The sequence below is a fragment of the Klebsiella pneumoniae genome, assembly GCF_000742135.1.
GTDB classification, from domain to species: Bacteria; Pseudomonadota; Gammaproteobacteria; order Enterobacterales; family Enterobacteriaceae; genus Klebsiella; species Klebsiella pneumoniae.
The window spans coordinates 2,185,533-2,203,662 of sequence record NZ_KN046818.1 but is presented as its reverse complement, the minus strand read 5'-3'; the positions used below and the strand labels follow the sequence as shown (position 1 = coordinate 2,203,662).

Genomic DNA, 18,130 nt, shown 5'->3' with positions numbered 1-18,130 from the left:
GCTTCGCCGGCCTGCTCCCTGCCCTACACTCTCTCCGTAGACCACTACGCCTTATGTATTATTGATCCGCATCACAAACGTTGCGGCGGAATCGTTACTCTGATGCTAACGATCGGCCACCGCGCTTAATTGATGCTCATAGCCTCGCGTCGCACACTAATCTCCACCAGGACAAACAAAACGATTTGTCGAATCAGGAGGTTATTAATGAATGCCGAACAAACGACGGGGCGGGTCTGGAACCGTCGCCGAACGGAAAAACAGCGGCGGCTGGCCGAGGCGAACATGCCAGGTAAGGTCATCCCGACTGACCAGTTGGTCAGCGTACTGGAAAACCTGCTCGCCCCCGGCGACCGGGTTGTGCTGGAAGGCAACAACCAGAAACAGGCCGATTTCCTCTCGCGCATGCTGGCGGAAGTTAATCCGCAAAAAATCCACGACCTGCATATGATTATGCCCAGCGTCGGGCGCAGCGAGCATCTGGACCTGTTTGAAAAAGGTATTGCCCGCAAGCTGGATTTCTCTTTCTCCGGCACCCAGAGCCTGCGTATCTCGCAGCTGCTGGAAGATGGCCTGCTCGAAATCGGCGCCATCCATACCTATATTGAACTCTACTCCCGCCTGTACGTCGATCTGTCGCCAAACGTCGCGCTGATCGCCGGCTATAAAGCGGACCGTAAAGGCAACCTGTATACCGGACCGAGTACCGAAGATACCCCGGCGCTGGTCGAAGCCGCCGCCTTCCACGACGGCATTGTGATAGCCCAGGTCAACGAACTGGTGGACGACGAATGCGATCTGCCGCACGTCGATATTCCCGGCTCGTGGATCGATTACGTGGTGGTTGCCGACAAGCCGTTCTTTATCGAACCGCTCTTCACCCGCGATCCGCGCCTGATTAAGCAAGAACACATACTGATGGCGATGATGGCGATCAAGGGCATCTATGCGGAACATCAGGTGCAGTCGCTTAACCACGGTATCGGCTTTAATACCGCCGCCATCGAGTTGCTGTTGCCGACCTATGGCGAGCAGCTCGGCCTGAAAGGCAAAATCTGTAAACACTGGACCCTGAATCCGCATCCAACCTTAATCCCGGCCATCGAGAGCGGCTGGGTGGAGAGCGTGCACTGCTTCGGCGGCGAACTGGGGATGGAAGAGTACATCCGCGCCCGCCCGGATATCTTCTTTACCGGCCCGGATGGCTCGATGCGCTCTAACCGCGCCTTCTGCCAGCTGGCGGGCCAGTACGCGGTAGATTTGTTCATTGGTTCAACCCTGCAGGTGGATGGTCTGGCTAACTCCTCGACCGTCACCCGCGGCCGTCTTTCCGGCTTCGGCGGCGCGCCGAACATGGGCCACGACCCGCACGGTCGCCGCCACGCCACCCCGGCATGGCTCAATATGATCACCGAGCCGGACCCGATGCAGCGCGGGAAAAAGCTGGTGGTGCAGATGGTCGAAACCTTCCAGGCCGGCGTGAAACCAACCTTCGTTGAGACGCTGGATGCAGTTGAGGTGGCGAAAACCTCCGGCATGCCGCTGGCGCCGGTGATGATTTATGGTGATGACGTCACCCACGTCCTGACCGAAGAGGGTATCGCCTACCTGTACCGTGCGGAGAGCCTTGAAGAGCGCCGGGCGATGGTCGCCGCGGTGGCCGGGATCACCGATATCGGCCTTGGAGTGGACGCCAAACGCGTCGCCGCGCTGCGTCAGAGCGGCAAAGTGGTCTACCCGGAAGATCTCGGGATTCGCCGCAGCGATGCCACCCGCTCCCTGCTGGCCGCCGGCAGCGTCGCCGACCTGGTGGAGTGGTCCGACGGACTGTACAACCCACCGGCAAAATTCCGGAGCTGGTAATGAAAAATCTCTCCCCCCTGCACGCAGAAAGCCGCGTCAGCTGGCTGGCGCATACCGCCAGCGCCTGTCTGATTGACGAAGCCCGTCTGAGCCCGAAACCGGGTCTGGTGGATAGCCGCGGCAACGGCGCGCATCAGGACCTGAATCTGGCGCTGATGGAGCGCTCCGCCCGCAGCCTGCAGCCGACCTTTCACGCGCTGGCCGAGCAAAGCTGGCGTCGCCCGGCGGACATCGCGCTGCGCGAAACCGTCGGCCGCCTTGGCCGCGAAGGCGAAGCGCAGATGATGCTGGCGACGGGTGGGGTTAACACCCACCGCGGCGCTATCTGGGCGCTAGGCCTGCTGGTCAGCGCGGTGGCGATGTTGGGTGGAGAGGGTCAGTCACAGGCGATCGCCGACGCCGCCGCCGCCCTCGCCCGCCTGCCCGACGGCTTCGCGCCGAAAAGCTTTAGTAAAGGGCTTCGCGCCAGCCGCCGCTGGCAGGTGCCAGGCGCCCGCGAGGAAGCGCAGTGTGGTTTCCCGCATATCACCCGCCTGGCGCTGCCGCAACTGCAGCACAGCCGGGCGCGAGGCGCCAGTGAGCCGCAGGCGCAGCTTGATGCGCTGATGGCCATCATGACCTCGCTGAGCGATACCTGCGTGCTGTCGCGCGCCGGTATGGCCGGGCTGCAGGCCATGCAGCAAGGCGCTTGTGAGGTGCTGGCGGCTGGCGGTTGCGCCAGTTTCGCCGGGCGCGCCGCCCTGGCCCGCCTGGACGCAATCATGCTGGCGCTAAACGCCTCGCCGGGAGGCGCCGCCGATCTCCTTGCCGCCACCCTGTTTCTCGACAGAGTTGCCGGCTAACGCATTCAGAGGATGTTATGGAACAGATTACATTGTCATTTCCTGCCAGCCGCGCCCTCAGCGGCCGAGCGCTGGCAGGAGTCGTGGGTTCAGGCGATATGGAAGTACTTTATACCGCCGCACAGAGCGCCACGCTCAACGTACAGATCACCACCTCAGTGGATAACAGCCAGGCGCGCTGGCAGGCGCTGTTCGACAGGTTGAACCTGATCAACGGCTTGCCCGCCGGGCAGTTGATTATCCACGACTTCGGCGCCACGCCGGGCGTCGCCCGTATTCGTATTGAACAGGTTTTTGAGGAGGCCGCTCATGCGTAACGATCGCAGCTTTATCGAACTGCGCGCTCGCGAACGCGCCCACGCCCTGCTGGACGACGGCAGCTACCGCGAACTGCTGGATCCGTTTGACGGTATTATGTCGCCGTGGCTCGGCGCCCAGGGCATCGTCCCGCAATCCGATGACGGTATGGTGGTCGCCAAAGGCACGATCAACGGCCAGCCTGCGGTGGTGATTGCCATCGAGGGCACCTTCCAGGGCGGCAGTATGGGCGAAGTGTCCGGCGCCAAAATGGCCGCCGCGCTGGAGCTGGCGGCGGAAGATAACCGCAACGGTATCCCGACCCAGGCGGTGCTGTGCCTCGAAACCGGCGGCGTACGTCTGCAGGAGGCCAACCTCGGTCTGGCCGCCATCGCTGATATTCACGCGGCGATTGTCGATCTGCGCCGCTACACGCCGGTAGTCGGCATCATCGCCGGCACCGTCGGCTGCTTTGGCGGTATGTCTATCGCCGCCGCGCTGTGCAGTTACCTTATCGTCACTCGTGAAGCCCGTCTCGGCCTCAACGGCCCGCAGGTTATCGAGCAGGAAGCCGGCATTGAAGAGTACGACTCCCGCAACCGGCCGTTTATCTGGAGCATGACCGGCGGCGAAATTCGCGCCGCCAGCGGACTGGTCGACGCGCTGGTTAACGATGGCGTTAACGCCGTTAAAACCGCAATGAATGAGGCGATCGCCAAAGGCGTACCGGTACAGCACCGCAGCGACAACTATGACGATTATCTGCGTCGCTTGAGCCAGTTCGACACCCGCCAGCAGGCGGATACCGCGCAGATTAAACAGCTTTTTGCCCGGGAGGATAAATAATGAGTCAGTTCCCAAACCGCGCCGCGCTGTGGCTGAACAAACTGGCGCCCGACGCGCCGCTGATGAGCGGCCTGTGCCCTTCCGTCCAGGTGGCAGACGGCCAGATTAATGGCGAAAACGTGCGTTTTATCGCCGTGGTCCCGGATGCTAACAACCACTACCCGCGCGCCGCCGGCGGCGAAGTTGGCCTGCTGGAAGGCTGGACGCTGGCGAAAGTGGTTAATGAAACCATTGCCGCCGACGCCGACCAGCCAGTCAAACGGCCGATCGTCGCCGTGATCGATGTGCCAAGCCAGGCCTATGGCCGCCGCGAAGAAGCTTTCGGCATTCACCAGGCGCTGGCCGGGGCGGCTGGCGCTTATGCCAAAGCCCGTTTGGCCGGCCACCCGGTAATTGGCCTGATCGTCGGCAAAGCGATGTCCGGGGCGTTTCTGGCCCACGGCTACCAGGCCAACCGCCTGATCGCCTTTAACGATAGCGGCGTGCTGGTCCACGCGATGGGTAAAGCGTCGGCGGCGCGCATTACGCTGCGTACCGTAGAGGCGCTGGAGAAACTGGCGGCTACCATTCCGCCAATGGCCTACGACGTCAGCAACTATGCGACGCTCGGCCTGCTCTCCGCCCTGCTGGATATTAATAATCCGGATGCCCCTGACGACCACGATCTGTCGTTGGTCAGCAACACGCTGCGCGACGCCATCGCTGATGCGCGCACCGATGCCTCACTGAAGTGCCGCCTGGGCGCGGAAAACCGCCGCAGCTCGCAACTGGTTCGCGATCGCATGCGCGCCAGCTGGTAAGACGTTCGTACGTAAGTAGTAGAAGAAAACCTGCCGGAAGCCGTCCCCCGGAGCGCGTAATAACCGCGCCGGGTAGGGACGGCTTTTAGAAAAAATAACAATCGCGCCAGTACTCTATCTTATTTACAGGTGATTTATGACTTATGTGATTATTCATGCTCTTGCCCCGATTTTCGTTATCATGCTGCTGGGCTTCTGGGCCGGTAAGGCCGGGATGGTAGATAACAAAAACGTCTCGCTGCTTAATATTTTTGTAATGGATTTTGCCTTACCCGCCACGCTGTTTAGCGCCACGGTACAAACGCCGTGGGCCGGGATCGTCGCCCAGTCGCCGCTGGTGCTGGTGTTGACCGGCGCGATGTGGATCACCTATGCCGCGATCTACTTCCTCGCCACCAGCGTGTTCAAACGCACGCCGCAGGATGCCGCGGTGCTGACCCTCACCGTCGCCCTGCCAAACTATGCCGCGCTAGGTCTGCCGATCCTCGGCAGCGTGCTGGGTGAAGGCGCGTCAACCTCACTGTCGGTGGCGGTCTCTATCGCCTGCGGCTCGGTGCTGATGACCCCGTTCTGCCTGCTGATTCTGGAGCGTGAAAAAGCCCGCGCCGCGGGTGAAAACAGCGGTTCTACGCTGGCAATGCTGCCGGTGCTGATGTGGCGTTCGGTGAAAAAACCGATCGTCTGGGGCCCGCTGCTTGGGGTGGTGCTTTCCGCGATCGGCATTAAAATGCCGGACCTGCTGCTGGCGTCGATCAAACCGCTGGGCCTGGCCGCCACCGCCGCCGCGCTGTTCCTCACCGGGGTGATCCTGTCGGCGCGTAAACTGCAGCTCAATGCGCTGATCGCTACATCAACCATCGTGAAACTGCTGGTGCAGCCGTTTATTGCCTGGGGTCTGGTGATGTTACTTGGGTTGCACGGTTCCATTGCCATTACCGCGATCCTGATGATAGCCCTGGCCGCCGGCTTCTTCGGCGTGGTCTTCGGCAACCGCTTCGGCGTACAGTCTCCGGATGCTGAAGCCGTGCTGCTGTTGAGCTCGGTTCTGTGTATCCTGTCGCTACCGCTGTTTATCTCTTTGACTTCAGGACTGTAAACCATGTCAGCAACGCCGTGTCCCCACGATTTAGTTTGGTTAAACCACGCCAGCGCCCTGGAAGACATTGCCGAGCCGTGGGTGGCTCAGCAGTGGCGAGCCGCGCTGCCGGTGGTGGTGAGGCGCGACGTTGACGACCAGGCCCGCGTCCCGGTTGGGGTGCGGGGCATGAAGCGCGAGCAGCGCGCCGCCGGCTGGGTACAGGCGCGCAATATCGTGCGCAGCGTCACCCCGGAGATGCTTGTCGAGCGCGAAGCATTACTCTGCTCGCCGTTTGTCTCGCAGCCGCCGGTCCAGGGGGCTATCGCCCTCACCTTACACCGTTGGCCCTGGGGCTGGGGCGTCACCGGCAGTACCGGCTACGCGCTGGCAACCGAGATCCCGGTGCTGCATGCGGCCAGCGATCTGGATCTGCTGATCCGCGCGCCACAGCCGCTGGACCGCGAGGCGCTGCTGGAATGGCAGACCCGGGTGGCCCAACTCCCATGCCGCGCTGATACCCAGCTCGAAACGCCGTACGGCGCCTTCGCCCTTAATGAATGGCTGCGCGACGGGCGCGCGCTGCTGAAAACGTCCCGCGGCGCGCGCTTAACCGCGACGCCGTGGCACAGGGAGGAATAATGAAGATTTTATTTACCTTTCCCGGTCAGGGCGGCCAGCGTCCCGGCATGTTGGCGATGATCCCCGATCGCGAGGCGATCCTCACCCAGGCGCGCGCCGTGCTGGGGGATGAAGTCGCTACTCTCGATAGCGCCGACGCGCTACAACACACCCGTGCGGTCCAGCTCTGTCTGCTGATCGCCGGTGTCGCCTGGGCGCGCGAGCTACAGCGTCAGGGCGTGGATCCGCAGATGGTCAGCGGCCTGTCCATCGGCGCGTTTCCGGCCGCGGTGATTGCCGGCGCGCTCGATTTCGCCAGCGCGTTGCGGCTGGTGGCCCTGCGCGGGGACTTAATGGAACAGGCGTATCCTGAAGGTTACGGACTGACGGCGATTATGGGCCTGACCCGCCCGCGGGTTGAGGCGCTGATGCAGGGCCACGAGGTTTATCTCGCCAACCTGAACGCCGAAACGCAGTTCGTGATTGCGGGCCGTGATGAGGCAATGGCCGAGGTGGCGCAGCTGGCGCTGCGGGCTGGCGCCAGTAAAGCCCAGCGGCTGGCGGTCAGCGTGCCGTCGCACTGCGCGCTGCTGGATAAACCAGCCGCTGAGCTGGCGAAAGCTTTTGCCGGCGCCAGCTTAAGGCGCCCACGGTGCGCCTATTTAAGCGGCTCGACGGCGCGCGTGCTGTGGGATCCGCAGCGGATCGCCGACGATCTGGCGATGAACATGGCGCGCCCGGTCCACTGGCAGGAGGCGATGGTCGCCGCCGATGAGCGCGATGCGCGTTTAGCCATTGAGATGCCCCCCGGGGGGGTGCTCACCTGCCTGACCCGCCAGGCGGGCTGGCGCGGGGAGACCATTGCGCTGGAGCGCAGCGGCCTGGACGTCGCCCGCCATCTGGCGCAGCGGCTTAGCGATTAATACTGCGGGCGTACATCCGTCCTTCCGCTGCCAGCGCCAGCAGGTCGGCATCGCGTTCGCGATGGTGCGAATAGACGATAGAGATCAGCTGGCGCATCTGGTAGGGTTCCGCCAGCTTTAGCAGCTGTACATCCTTCTCATACACTTTCTTCATCCGCCCCGGCAGCAGGGCAAAACCGACGCCAGCCTGCACCAGGCTAATCATCGAGAAAATATCATTCACCCGGGTGACGATCTCCGGCTCGAAGCCGGCGATGTGGAATGCTTCCCGGAATCCGGCATAGGTGGCGAACCCCTCCGCCAGCGAAACAAACTTGCGGTCGGCGTAATCGCGCAGATCGGCGAGCCGTGAGGCATCCAGCCGTTCGGTCGCCGGGGCGGCGAGAAAAATATCGTCCTCAAACAGCGGCACCACGTCGAAAGCGGTATTATTGAACTCCCCTTCGTTGGTGGCGATCAGGATGGCATCGAGGGCATCGTCTTCCAGCATATCCAGCAGCATCTGATTTGAACCCATCGTCAGGTCCAGCTCCAGCTCCGGGCGACGCAGCTTCATCCCCATAATGATGCGCGGAACGGTTTCCAGGGTCAGAGAATAGAGGGTACCGATGCGCAACCGCCCCTGACCGACGCCTGCAACCTTGCGCGTCGCCTCGAGGCCGCGGTTCATCAGACTTATCACATCCTGGCAGTATTCAAGCAGCGTCCACGCCGCCTGCAGCGGCAGCAGGTTGCGCCCTTTGTGGACAAACAGCGGGCAGCCCACCCCCTCTTCCAGGGTATGCAGCGCGCGGTGAACGCTGACGCTGCTGAGTTTCATCGCTTCGGCGGTTCTGGCGATATTACCTTTCGCCATAAACATCATAAAGACCGACAGCTTGCGGAAGGTGATCTCCTGGTTAATATCGTCTTTCATAGCCCTTCCACACTCCTGGTTTAATTTTCTTATTTCAATTCAAACCAGTATATCTTTTATGACGCCAAAGTTGCAGGCAGCGCGCGGCCTCAGCCGGTAAATAACGCAAAAAAGGGAAGACCATGGTCTTCCCTTTTGTTCACTGTCGAGTTTGCTTTTACAGCGCCATATCGTGCTGCGGCGAGGCCTCGCGCGGCGTCTCTGCCGGCTTGGCGGTCGCGGTAGGCGCAGCCGCTGGCATCTGGATCACCGGCGGTTTCGTCAGCTGCAGGGTCGCAGCGGTGTCATCCCAAACCTGCTGGGTCAGCGCCACGTTACCGTTCAGCTTCTGGCCGTAGCTCGGCACAATAGCGTGAATGCGGCTCTGCCACTCCGGCGAGTTAAACTGCTGCGGGAACATCTGCTTGAGCACGTTCAGGGTGATTGGCGCGGCGGTGGAAGCCCCCGGCGAAGCGCCGAGCAGCGCGGAAATGGTTTTCTGCTGATCAACCACCACTTCGGTACCGAGCTTCAGCACGCCGCCCTTCTCTGCGTCTTTCTTGATGATCTGTACGCGCTGGCCGGCCTGGATCAGTTTCCAGTCTTCTTTACGCGCGTCCGGGTAGTACTCTTTCAGCGCAGCGAAACGGTCATCATCGCTGAGCATCACCTGGCTAACCAGGTATTTCACCAGATCGAAGTTGTCGAGACCGACGTGGGTCATCGGCAGCACGTTATTGGTGGTGGTAGTGCTGAGCAGGTCGAAGAACGAACCATTTTTCAGGAACTTGGTCGAGAAGGTGGCGAATGGCCCGAACAGCACCACGCGCTTACCGTCGAGGTAACGTGCATCAAGGTGCGGCACCGACATCGGCGGCGCGCCGACTGAAGCCTGGCCATACACTTTCTCCAGATGCTGCGCGGTGACCGCCGGGTTCTCGGTCATCAGGAACGAGCCGCCCACCGGGAAGCCGGCATAGTTGTCCGCTTCCGGAATACCGGTTTTTTGCAGCAGCTTCAACGCGCCGCCGCCGGCGCCGATAAAGACGTATTTGGCGTCAATAGTCTGCGCTTCCCCGCTCTGCACATTCTTAATCGTTACGTGCCAGGAGTTGTCGGCATTACGTTTGAAATCCGTTACCTCAGAGGAGGTCTGCAGGGTGAAGTGGTTATTTTTCTTCAGGCTGCCGATCAGCTGGCGAGTGATTTCGCCGTAGTTGACATCGGTACCCACCGGCGTCCAGGTGGCTGCCACTTTCTGCTGCGGATCGCGGCCTTCCATCACCAGCGGCGCCCACTGTTTAATTTGCGCGTGATCGGTGGAGAATTTCATCCCCTGGAATAAGGTGGTCTGCTGCAGCGCGTTATAACGCTTCTGCAGATAATTCACATTATCACCCCAGACGAAGCTCATATGCGGCGTGGAATTAATAAACGAGTGCGGATCGTGCAAAATACCGCGTTTCACCTGTGCCGACCAGAACTGACGGGAAATCATAAACTGCTCGTTAATATCGAGCGCTTTGCTGACGTCAATCGACCCGTCCGCCCGCTCCGGCGTATAGTTCAGCTCCATATTCGCCGAGTGGCCAGTACCGGCATTATTCCAGCCGTTGGAAGACTCCAGCGCCACGCCGTCCAGTTTCTCCACCATGGTCAGATCCCAGTCCGGCTGCAGCGCCTGCAGCCAGGTGCCGAGCGAGGCGCTCATGATCCCGCCGCCAATCAGCAGGAAGTCGGTTTTTTTCGAGGTATCCGCTTCAGCATGCGTCGCCGCGCTGACGAACATCGCTAATGCGGTTAAGGAAATAATCGTTTTTTTCATTGCAGGCATAATAGAATTATCACGTAGCACACGGTCATAAGAGGCAGCATATTAACGCACTTTTACTTTATTTTAAAATATCATTTACACTCTCGCATTTTAAACCAAACAGTTATTTAACTTAAAAAATCAATTTTAAAAACAGAGCGAAGACGGATAAAAAAATAACGTCGAAAATTCAATATCTATTGCCGGGTAAAATAAAAGATAAGAATTTCTTTAATTACAAAAGTCCAGACGCGCATGCTCATCGCGCGCCTGGCAGAGAAGGGATTACTGGGCGGGAGTGACAGCGCTACGCTGGGCTTCACGCAGGGCGAGACGCAGATGATCGTGATGTTTGGTTAGCAGCTCCCGCGCGTGCCAGGCGTCAAGCCCGCTGAGCAGCATCAGGATCGCGGTGCGGCAGTGCTGATGGCAGCTGGCCAGGGCGGCCTTTGCTTCACTGCGCGTGCAATCGGTGGCCGCCATCACAATCGCTATCTGCCGCTCCGCCCAGTGCGAATTGTCAGCCTGCACGTCCACCCGCAAATTGCTGTACACCCGACCGTCACGGATGGCGAGTCCGGTTGTCAGCATATTGACGATCTGCCTCTGGGCCAACTGAGCCTTCGGATTGGCTAACCCCGCCACCGCCTCCGGCCCGGTCTGCGGAGCAATAATGATATCCGCCAGCTGCGCCGCCTCGCTGGTCGGCTGCTGGGTGATGACCGCTATCGGGGCGCCCAGCGACCAGGCGTGGCGCATCGCCCCCCACACCCATGGCGTCTTGCCGCTGACGGTCAGCGCCAGCAGCATATCGCGGTTGCTGAAGTCCAGCGACTGCAGCTCAAAGGCGCCCAGGTCATAATTATTCGCCGCAGTCTCCCGCTCGGCCATCGCCGCCGTCTGCCCACCGGCAATCAGCCCCACCAGCGCGTGTTTACCTTCCGGCGAATAGTCGCTGACCGCCTCAATGGCCGTCCGGCCCGACGCGCCGGCGCCAATAATGACCAGGCGCCCTCCCCGGCTTATCGTCGCGGTGGCGATATCAATCAGCCGGGCGATATCCGGCAGACAGGCGCCGACCGCCTCCGATATCTGCTTATCATCCTGATGCAGCATCGCCAGCATATCGGCGGTGGCGAGGCGATCGATGTGGGTGGTCTCCGGGTGACGACGAGCCTGCATTGACGCGGTTAGCGAACTGCTCATAACAACCTCCATTTACGACAGAAAAAGCGCATCTCGGCAAAATCAGCGGCCTGATGCATATCCTTATATTCATCAGGACTATTTAACCTCTGCCGCCACTATAAGTGGAATGTTATGCGCTTTACCGCCGTCGGGGTCACAGTTTACCGTCCCCAACGCGCGTTTACGGGTGATTGTCGGTTATCTGAGCAATTCTGTCTGAGGTCTCATCTTCACCACCCGCCTGCATAGCCAGCCAGAAGGATTGCTGGCAAAGGTTATAAAACTGTTTGCGCATCGGGTTGATCTCCTGGCCGGCGGCGTCGATAACCTGCCAGTCAATCCAGCACTCCGGGCAGGATGCGCTATCCTGCTGCGCGATCTCGAGCTCATAGCGGCGCTGGATCACCACCCCGCTGCGATGCCGCCAGCGGGCGATCTCCCACTCTGCTTCCGCTTCATTATCCTGTTCACGATGCTGCGCCAGTCGTTCAACGTGCCGCTGCCGGAGGATATCCCGGACCAGAGAAGCCAGTTCCATAGTGTCTCCCTTAAGCCTGTGGCGAAAAGCCGCAGTGTACCGCGCGCTGGAGGAGTCTGCCGTAGCAAAAGCGGCCTTTTGCTTTGATTACACGGCTTTATGTATGCCGCGCTATCGGCGATAATAATCTTTCACTGAATCTACCCGGGGTCGTCATGAAGGCTTCAGAGCACCCGCCTCGCGTTTGCCAACGCGCCTTACCGTTAAAGCTGAGCACCGCCGTGTCCTTGATGATCGGCAGCGTCATCGGCGCCGTGCTGCTGCTGGTGTATGCCTTGTGGTATATGCAGATCAGCAACGCCACCCGCGACGGTCTGAAAGAGACCGCGCTGGCGGTGGCGCGCACCATGGCCGATATGCCGCAGGTGAAGCGCGGACTGGAGGCGCCCCCGCAGCAGCAGATCATTCAGCCGCTGGCGCAGGCCATTACCCGCCGCAACGACCTGTTGTACGCTATCGTTACCGATATGCAGGGTATTCGCTATTCGCATCCGGACAGCTCAATCATCGGCAAACCGTTCATCGGCCACGATATTCAGCCGACGCTGCAGGGAAAAGAGAATGTCGCCATCAACCACGGGGTGCTGGCCCCGGCGCTACGGGTGTTTACGCCGGTGTTCAACGAACGGCATCAGCAAATCGGCGTGGTGGTGGTCGGCATTTCACTGAGTAAAGTGGACGAACAGATCGCCAACAGCCGTTGGGACGTGCTGCTGACCATCCTGTTCAGCGCGCTGGTCTGCGCGCTGGGCACCTGGAGCCTGGTTCGCGGCCTGAAGCGCGTGCTGCTGGGGCTGGAGCCGCACGAAATATCCACCCAGTTTCAGCAGCGTCAGGCCATGCTTCACGCCCTCAAGGAGGGGGTGGTGGCGGTCGATGCCCATGGCGAGGTAAATCTCATCAACCCCGCGGCGGAAGAGATCCTCTTTTCCGGCCCGGATAAGACTCTCGTTCACAGCCCCCTGCTCGACGATCTGCAGACCGTACTGCAGAGCGGCGAGCCAATGTTCGACCGCGAACTGGGGTGCAATGGTCTGCTGCTGATCGGCAATACAGTGCCCATTCGCAGCCAGGGTGCGGTGGTCGGCGCCATCTGTACCTTCCGCGATAAAACTGAGGTCAGCCAATTGCTGCAGCGACTGGACGGCATGATGAGCTATGTGGATGCCCTACGCACCACCTCCCATGAGTTTATGAATAAACTGCACGTGATCCTCGGTCTGCTGAATATGAAAAGCTACGGCAAACTCGAGGAATACGTGCTGCAGACCGCCCACCGCTACCAGGCGGACATCGGCGACATTCAACATCGCATTAAATCCCCGGTGGTGGCCGGCTTCCTGATAAGTAAAATTCAGCGCGCCACAGAGTGCGGCTTTACCCTGACGCTGGCGGAGGAGAGCCTGGTGCCGGATTGTCCGAACGAGAAACAGGTCACGGTGCTGGTGACGGTGCTGGGCAACCTTATTGAGAACGCGCTGGACGCCATGAGCGGCCAGGCGGAGGGTGAGATCGGCCTGCTGCTGCACTACCAGGACGGCTGGCTAAGCGGTGAAGTGAGCGACGATGGGCCGGGGATCCCGGAGAACAACATCGACGCTATCTTTAACAAAGGCTTCTCCACCAAAGGCGAGAATCGCGGCGTCGGGCTGTTTCTTGCCAACCAGCAGTTGCGCGAGCTCGGCGGCACCCTCGCCGTCGAATCGGAACCCGGCGTATTTACCCAATTTTTTGTTCATCTCCCCTGGGATAGTAAAAGGAAACCTGCGTGATAAATGTTTTAATTGTTGACGATGATGCCATGGTGGCCGAACTGAATCGCCTGTACGTGGCAAGGGTTCCCGGCTTTCGTTGCAGCGGGAGCGCTTCGACGCTCAGTCAGGCCCAGGAGATGATTAACGATCCGCAGCAGGAGATCGATCTGGTGCTGCTGGATGTCTACATGCAGCAGGACAGCGGGCTCGATCTCCTGCCGACCATCCGCGAGTCGGGGCGCGCCATCGACGTTATCATGATTACCTCGGCGGCGGATGCCGCCACGGTACAGACCGCGATGCATTACGGGGTGGTCGATTACCTGATCAAACCCTTCCAGTTTCCGCGCTTTGAAGAGGCGCTCACCACCTGGCGGGAGAAGCGCAAGCTAATAACCGGCCAGCCCTATTACGAACAGGCCGATGTCGACCGCCTGCTGCACGGCGGCGCGCCGGAGGCCAGCGACGCGCGCAAGCTGCCTAAAGGGTTAACCGCGCAAACGCTGCGCACACTCTGCCAGTGGATTGACGCCCATCCGGATGTCGAATTCTCTACCGATGAGCTGGCGGCGGCGGTGAATATCTCCCGCGTTTCCTGCCGCAAATATCTGATTTGGCTGGCGCAGATCAATATTCTCTATACCACTATCCACTACGGCGCTACCGGGCGGCCGGTCTATCGCTACCGCCTGGTCGCCGAACAGTACAGTTTGCTTAAGCAGTACAGTCAATAACCCGATAGCCGCTGTCCAGCGGCGCAAAACGCAGCCGCTGCGGCGATGAGAGAATAATGTCGCGATTTTTGGTAACGAAAATCGCGTCGATATCCTGCCGCTGACGCAGCGCTGCGCAGCCCTTCTCCACGCCGAGGCCGAACAGCAGCGTGGTCCAGATGTCGCCGTCTAAAGAATCCGCGGAAATGACCGTCACGCTGTCGAGTTCGTTGTCCAGCGGATAACCGCTGCGCGGGTCGAGAATATGGTGCCAGCGTTTGCCATCCTGTTCGAAATAGCGCTCGTAGGTCCCGGAGGTGACTACCGATTGCCCGTTGACCGTCAGCGAACCGATCAGCGCCTGCGCGTCGGCAAATGGTTTTTTCAGGCCAATGGCCCATTCGCCGAGGGTATGCACATTGCCGCCGAGGTTGATCAGCGCCTTCTCCACCTGCTGCTGACGGAGATAATCGCGCACGCGGTCAGCGATATAACCTTTGGCGATCGCCCCGAGATCCAGCTCCATCCCCGACTGTTGGAGAAACACGCTGCAGGTTGCCTCATCGAGGATCACCTCCTGTGGGCGGGTCAGCGCCAGTCGGGCTCTGATCTCAGCCGCGTCAGGCACGCTGTGCCCGTGAAAACCAATTCGCCACAGCTTCACCAGCGGGCCGATGGCGAGGTTAAAGGCGCTGTCGCGCACCATGCTGGCGGCTTTGGCGCACTGGATCAGCTGAAAGACCGGTCGGCTGACGGTGACCGGATGACGCCCGGCGGCATGGTTGATATCCATCACCTGCGACTCGGCGCGGTTAACGGTGAGCAGGTCTTCATAGCGCTTGATAAGCTGGAAAACGCGGGAGGCCATCGCCTCATCGTGGGAACAGAGTTTGAGCAGGATGGGCGAGCCCATCAACACGGCGGAGTAGCTATAGACGCGGTTATCGGACATCGGGCTCTCCTTAGAAGGGGCAAGCCGGGCGGCGAAAGCGCCAACCCGGCAGGAGCAAGGTTACAGGTTATCCTCTGGCACGTTTCGCCGCCTGATGGCCCGCGAGGGTACCGAAGATGATGATATCCGCCACCGCGTTACCGCCGATACGGTTGCCGCCGTGGATCCCGCCCACCACTTCACCGGCGGCGTAGGCGCCGCGAATCGGCTGCTGCGCCACATTCAGCACTTCGCCATCGGTATTAATGGTCACGCCGCCCATGGTGTGGTGCACCCCGGGTGCGATGCGAATGGCGTGGAACGGGCCTTCGTTAATCGGCGCGCGCAGCGCGGTGGTCCGGCCAAACTGTTCATCATGCTGTTTTTCCACCGCCCCGTTGTAGCACTCGAGGGTGGCGAGGAAGGCATGGTAATCCATCCCCAGTTTCTCCGCCAGTTCCCGCGGTGAGCTGGCGCTGGTGACGAAGCCTTTGGCGATGTACTCGTCGGCAGCTTTGTTTTTCGCCCGCACATGCTCGTCGAAGACGATGTAAGCATAGTGTTCCGGCAGAGCGATAATCGCCGCCGAGACTTTATCGCGGGTCTCCATCTCGTTGAAGAAGCGGTTCCCCTGCTGGTTTACGAGAATAGCGCCGCCGCCGCGAATCGATTCGGAAATCAGATACGAGGTCTGCTGCTCGACGGTCGGGTGAATCTGAATTTCGCCCATGTCCACGGTGCCGGCGCCGATGCGTTCCAGCAACGCGATACCGCTCCCGGTAGCCCCTTTGTGGTTAGTGGTGACGAAGCCTTCAAGGTCAGGACGATACTTCACGACCATCGCGCTGTTAGCGCTGAAGCCGCCGGTGGCCACTACGATGCTTTTGGTCTGTACTTCAATGACCTCTTTTTCGTCGTTGATCAGACGTACACCGCTAACCTCATCCCCGCGCATCAGGATCTCTTCCACCGAGGTATCCAGCAGGACGTCAATACCGCGTTTGGTGATGTTGCGCACCAGGCCGCTAATCAGATAGCCGCCAACCGCTGACCCGTCGCGCGGACGGTGGGTACGGTCAATGCTCATCCCACCGGTGGTGGTAATGTCGTTGAGCATAATGCCCCGGTCCGCCAGCCACTCAATGGCTTGCGGCGCGTTTTCAACGAAACGGCGCAGCAGCTGCGGGTTGTTTTTGTTGTGGCCGCCCTTCAGGGTTTCCTGATAGAACAACTCCTTACTGTCTTCGATACCTTTCACGCGCTGGAAGCGGGTTTCCGCGGCGTTCATCCCGGCGGAAGCCTTGATGGTGTTCCCGCCGATGGTTGGCATTTTTTCAACGATCAGCACGCTGGCCCCTTCGTCGTGTGCCTGAATGGCTGCCGCCAGACCGGCGCCGCCGCTGCCGACTACCACCACATCATAGCTTTTCGGCGCGGCGTCATTGCCGCCCTCTTCCGCCGCCAGCGCTTTACTCGATTTCAGCATCGCTTTGGCGACCGCTTTTTTCACCGCCTCGCTCTGGCTGGTGGCCCCGGAAATGGCATCGACGTGCGGGGTATTGGCGGTGAGAATACGTTCGCGGATCTCTTCGAAGCTGGTGGTGAATTCCACAGTCTGGACCGGGCTCGCCGCCAGTTCGATATCGGCAATATGGTCATTTTCGAGGCTGACGTTGATCACCAGCTCATTGGCGTCATCGTGGACGGTCTCAACAAACATCCCCGGTTTAAATTTGGCGTCGCCCATGCTCATGTCGCGGATCATCGCTTCCACCAGCGAGAAACGCCATAGCGGTTCCGGAATGTGCAGCGCTTCACGCTGGGTGCTGTCGATAAACAGCTCCAGCTCTTCGCCGGCGGCGATACGTGACGCCCAGTCCGGATAGGCGATGCAGGCGCGGCCCACGGCGATCAGGTCATAACCATGATCGAGGCCCTGCTCGGCATCAGCGGCGTTCACCACCCCGCCGACGCCCATCACCGGCACCTGGGCGAGGGTGTCAGAGCGCATCGCGCAGTATTTCTCGATCAGCGGCGTCGCATCGCTGGTATCGACGATAGACGGACGCAGGGTGGCACCCACCGAGAAGTGCAGATAGTCGACACCGCGGGCGGCCAGCTTTTCCAGCAGATACATGGTGTCGTCAAAGCGGATCCCCGGGACCTCCATCTCCTCCGGCGAGAAGCAATAGCCGATGATAAAGGCATCGTCAGCATACTGGCGGGCCATTTTGTGGGTAATATCCAGCACCGCCAGTGGGAAACGGGCGCGGTTGTCGCGGCTACCGCCCCACTCGTCATCGCGCTGGTTGGAGTTCGGCGAATAGAACTGCTGAATGAGATAGGTGTTGGCGCCGTGAATTTCGACCCCGTCGAAACCGGCGAGAATGGCGCGACGAACGCCGTCGCCAAACTTGGCGATCATCCCTTCCACTTCTTCTCCGCTCAGCGCCCGCGGCATGGCGGCGCCCTCACGCGGCGCGGCAATAGCGCTCGGCGCCACCGGCTGGCGCCCCCCGATCAGCTGCGGGTCGACCATACGGCCGCCGTGGTAGATCTGCAGAATCGCTTTTGAACCCTCGGCTTTGATCGCCTCAGCGATTTTCGCCAGGCCGGCAATTTTTTCATCATTATCAATGCCGATCGCGCCCGGGAAGGCCAGACCGTAGTCATCAATAAAGCAGCACTCGACAATAATGGTACCGATGCTTCCGGCGCGCGCGCGGTAGTACTCCACCAGCTCGCTGGTGACAGTACCATCGAAATAACCGGTGCAGGTGGTCATTGGCGCCATGAGCAAACGGTTTTTCAGCTCGGTACCATTTGGTAAAGTAAATGGCTGCAAAATACGTTCGTTACTGGTCATAAGTTACGCTCCAGATTTTAAAATATTAAAAGCTCAGAATGGGGTGACGGAATCATTAATGGTTTTGGTTTTTTAATTCCTGTTGTCATGCCAATAATATAGCGCCTTTTTTAATTACTAAACCAATTACGTTAGTTATAAAACTATTTAACCCCAGCAATAACA

16 protein-coding genes are annotated in these 18,130 nt (G+C 60.0%); 10 read left to right on the top strand and 6 right to left on the bottom strand.

Going from position 1 to position 18,130, the window contains the following annotated elements:
* The first annotated feature begins 207 nt into the window (after positions 1–207).
* The 8 genes from mdcA to mdcH all read left to right on the top strand — a co-directional run bounded on the left by mdcA (position 208) and on the right by mdcH (position 7,267).
* Positions 208–1,863: a malonate decarboxylase subunit alpha gene (gene mdcA, locus DR88_RS15005; RefSeq protein ID WP_025862197.1), complete on the top strand. Its 1,656-nt coding sequence runs from the start codon at positions 208–210 to the stop codon at positions 1,861–1,863.
* Positions 1,863–2,705, top strand: a complete 843-nt coding sequence (locus DR88_RS15010) for a triphosphoribosyl-dephospho-CoA synthase (RefSeq protein WP_004143107.1) — start codon at positions 1,863–1,865, stop codon at positions 2,703–2,705. The genes mdcA and DR88_RS15010 overlap by 1 nt, the downstream gene beginning before the upstream one ends.
* A gap of 17 nt (positions 2,706–2,722) precedes the next feature.
* Entirely contained in the window at positions 2,723–3,022 is a 300-nt protein-coding gene (mdcC, locus tag DR88_RS15015; protein ID WP_004143106.1) for a malonate decarboxylase acyl carrier protein, read from the top strand.
* The gene (locus DR88_RS15020) at positions 3,015–3,848 is read left to right on the top strand and encodes a biotin-independent malonate decarboxylase subunit beta (RefSeq protein ID WP_004143105.1); all 834 of its coding nucleotides are present in this window, start codon (positions 3,015–3,017) and stop codon (positions 3,846–3,848) included. Before mdcC ends, DR88_RS15020 begins: the two co-directional genes overlap by 8 nt.
* A complete protein-coding gene (mdcE, locus tag DR88_RS15025) occupies positions 3,848–4,648 on the top strand; it encodes a biotin-independent malonate decarboxylase subunit gamma (RefSeq protein ID WP_004224637.1) in 801 nt (266 codons plus the stop codon). Before DR88_RS15020 ends, mdcE begins: the two co-directional genes overlap by 1 nt.
* Before the next feature lie 136 nt (positions 4,649–4,784).
* Positions 4,785–5,744, top strand: a complete 960-nt coding sequence (locus DR88_RS15030; RefSeq protein WP_004148291.1) for an AEC family transporter — start codon at positions 4,785–4,787, stop codon at positions 5,742–5,744.
* A gap of 3 nt (positions 5,745–5,747) precedes the next feature.
* Positions 5,748–6,365: a malonate decarboxylase holo-ACP synthase gene (locus DR88_RS15035; RefSeq protein WP_025862200.1), complete on the top strand. Its 618-nt coding sequence runs from the start codon at positions 5,748–5,750 to the stop codon at positions 6,363–6,365.
* Positions 6,365–7,267, top strand: coding sequence for a malonate decarboxylase subunit epsilon (gene mdcH / locus DR88_RS15040; protein ID WP_002903633.1), 903 nt, complete (start codon positions 6,365–6,367; stop codon positions 7,265–7,267). Before DR88_RS15035 ends, mdcH begins: the two co-directional genes overlap by 1 nt.
* Here the strand turns inward: mdcH and DR88_RS15045 are convergent.
* The 4 genes from DR88_RS15045 to DR88_RS15060 form a co-directional block, all read right to left on the bottom strand.
* A complete protein-coding gene (locus DR88_RS15045; protein WP_004148289.1) occupies positions 7,257–8,183 on the bottom strand; it encodes a LysR family transcriptional regulator in 927 nt (308 codons plus the stop codon). The two genes, mdcH and DR88_RS15045, sit on opposite strands and share 11 nt — an antisense overlap.
* A gap of 157 nt (positions 8,184–8,340) precedes the next feature.
* Positions 8,341–9,951 carry a malate dehydrogenase (quinone) gene (gene mqo, locus DR88_RS15050; protein WP_230871204.1) on the bottom strand — a complete coding sequence of 537 codons (1,611 nt, stop codon included), beginning with the start codon at positions 9,949–9,951 and terminating at the stop codon, positions 8,341–8,343.
* A gap of 309 nt (positions 9,952–10,260) precedes the next feature.
* Entirely contained in the window at positions 10,261–11,181 is a 921-nt protein-coding gene (locus tag DR88_RS15055; protein ID WP_004179719.1) for an N-acetylmuramic acid 6-phosphate etherase, read from the bottom strand.
* Between the two features lie 163 nt (positions 11,182–11,344).
* Positions 11,345–11,701 carry a hypothetical protein gene (locus DR88_RS15060; RefSeq protein WP_004176301.1) on the bottom strand — a complete coding sequence of 119 codons (357 nt, stop codon included), beginning with the start codon at positions 11,699–11,701 and terminating at the stop codon, positions 11,345–11,347.
* Between the two features lie 155 nt (positions 11,702–11,856).
* Between DR88_RS15060 and DR88_RS15065 the strand changes: the two genes are divergently transcribed.
* Positions 11,857–13,473, top strand: coding sequence for a sensor histidine kinase (locus DR88_RS15065; RefSeq protein WP_023285090.1), 1,617 nt, complete (start codon positions 11,857–11,859; stop codon positions 13,471–13,473).
* Positions 13,470–14,189: a two-component system response regulator DcuR gene (dcuR, locus tag DR88_RS15070; RefSeq protein ID WP_004176303.1), complete on the top strand. Its 720-nt coding sequence runs from the start codon at positions 13,470–13,472 to the stop codon at positions 14,187–14,189. The genes DR88_RS15065 and dcuR overlap by 4 nt, the downstream gene beginning before the upstream one ends.
* Here the strand turns inward: dcuR and DR88_RS15075 are convergent.
* Both DR88_RS15075 and DR88_RS15080 read right to left on the bottom strand, forming a co-directional pair.
* Positions 14,170–15,120, bottom strand: coding sequence for an FAD:protein FMN transferase (locus DR88_RS15075; protein ID WP_004148285.1), 951 nt, complete (start codon positions 15,118–15,120; stop codon positions 14,170–14,172). The genes dcuR and DR88_RS15075 overlap by 20 nt on opposite strands.
* A 67-nt stretch (positions 15,121–15,187) precedes the next feature.
* Positions 15,188–17,965 (bottom strand): flavocytochrome c, encoded by a 2,778-nt coding sequence (locus tag DR88_RS15080; protein WP_032443869.1) that lies wholly within the window; start codon positions 17,963–17,965, stop codon positions 15,188–15,190.
* Between the last annotated feature and the right edge of the window lie 165 nt (positions 17,966–18,130).

Bases quoted from the DNA above. Each gene is read 5' to 3' on its own strand.
- mdcA (WP_025862197.1), top strand. From the start codon at position 208: ATGAATGCCGAACAAACGACGGGGCGGGTCTGGAACCGTCGCCGAACG.
- DR88_RS15010 (WP_004143107.1), top strand. From the start codon at position 1,863: ATGAAAAATCTCTCCCCCCTGCACGCAGAAAGCCGCGTCAGCTGGCTG.
- mdcC (WP_004143106.1), top strand. From the start codon at position 2,723: ATGGAACAGATTACATTGTCATTTCCTGCCAGCCGCGCCCTCAGCGGC.
- DR88_RS15020 (WP_004143105.1), top strand. From the start codon at position 3,015: ATGCGTAACGATCGCAGCTTTATCGAACTGCGCGCTCGCGAACGCGCC.
- mdcE (WP_004224637.1), top strand. From the start codon at position 3,848: ATGAGTCAGTTCCCAAACCGCGCCGCGCTGTGGCTGAACAAACTGGCG.
- DR88_RS15030 (WP_004148291.1), top strand. From the start codon at position 4,785: ATGACTTATGTGATTATTCATGCTCTTGCCCCGATTTTCGTTATCATG.
- DR88_RS15035 (WP_025862200.1), top strand. From the start codon at position 5,748: ATGTCAGCAACGCCGTGTCCCCACGATTTAGTTTGGTTAAACCACGCC.
- mdcH (WP_002903633.1), top strand. From the start codon at position 6,365: ATGAAGATTTTATTTACCTTTCCCGGTCAGGGCGGCCAGCGTCCCGGC.
- DR88_RS15045 (WP_004148289.1), bottom strand. From the start codon at position 8,183: ATGAAAGACGATATTAACCAGGAGATCACCTTCCGCAAGCTGTCGGTC.
- mqo (WP_230871204.1), bottom strand. From the start codon at position 9,951: ATGTTCGTCAGCGCGGCGACGCATGCTGAAGCGGATACCTCGAAAAAA.
- DR88_RS15055 (WP_004179719.1), bottom strand. From the start codon at position 11,181: ATGAGCAGTTCGCTAACCGCGTCAATGCAGGCTCGTCGTCACCCGGAG.
- DR88_RS15060 (WP_004176301.1), bottom strand. From the start codon at position 11,701: ATGGAACTGGCTTCTCTGGTCCGGGATATCCTCCGGCAGCGGCACGTT.
- DR88_RS15065 (WP_023285090.1), top strand. From the start codon at position 11,857: ATGAAGGCTTCAGAGCACCCGCCTCGCGTTTGCCAACGCGCCTTACCG.
- DR88_RS15075 (WP_004148285.1), bottom strand. From the start codon at position 15,120: ATGTCCGATAACCGCGTCTATAGCTACTCCGCCGTGTTGATGGGCTCG.
- DR88_RS15080 (WP_032443869.1), bottom strand. From the start codon at position 17,965: ATGACCAGTAACGAACGTATTTTGCAGCCATTTACTTTACCAAATGGT.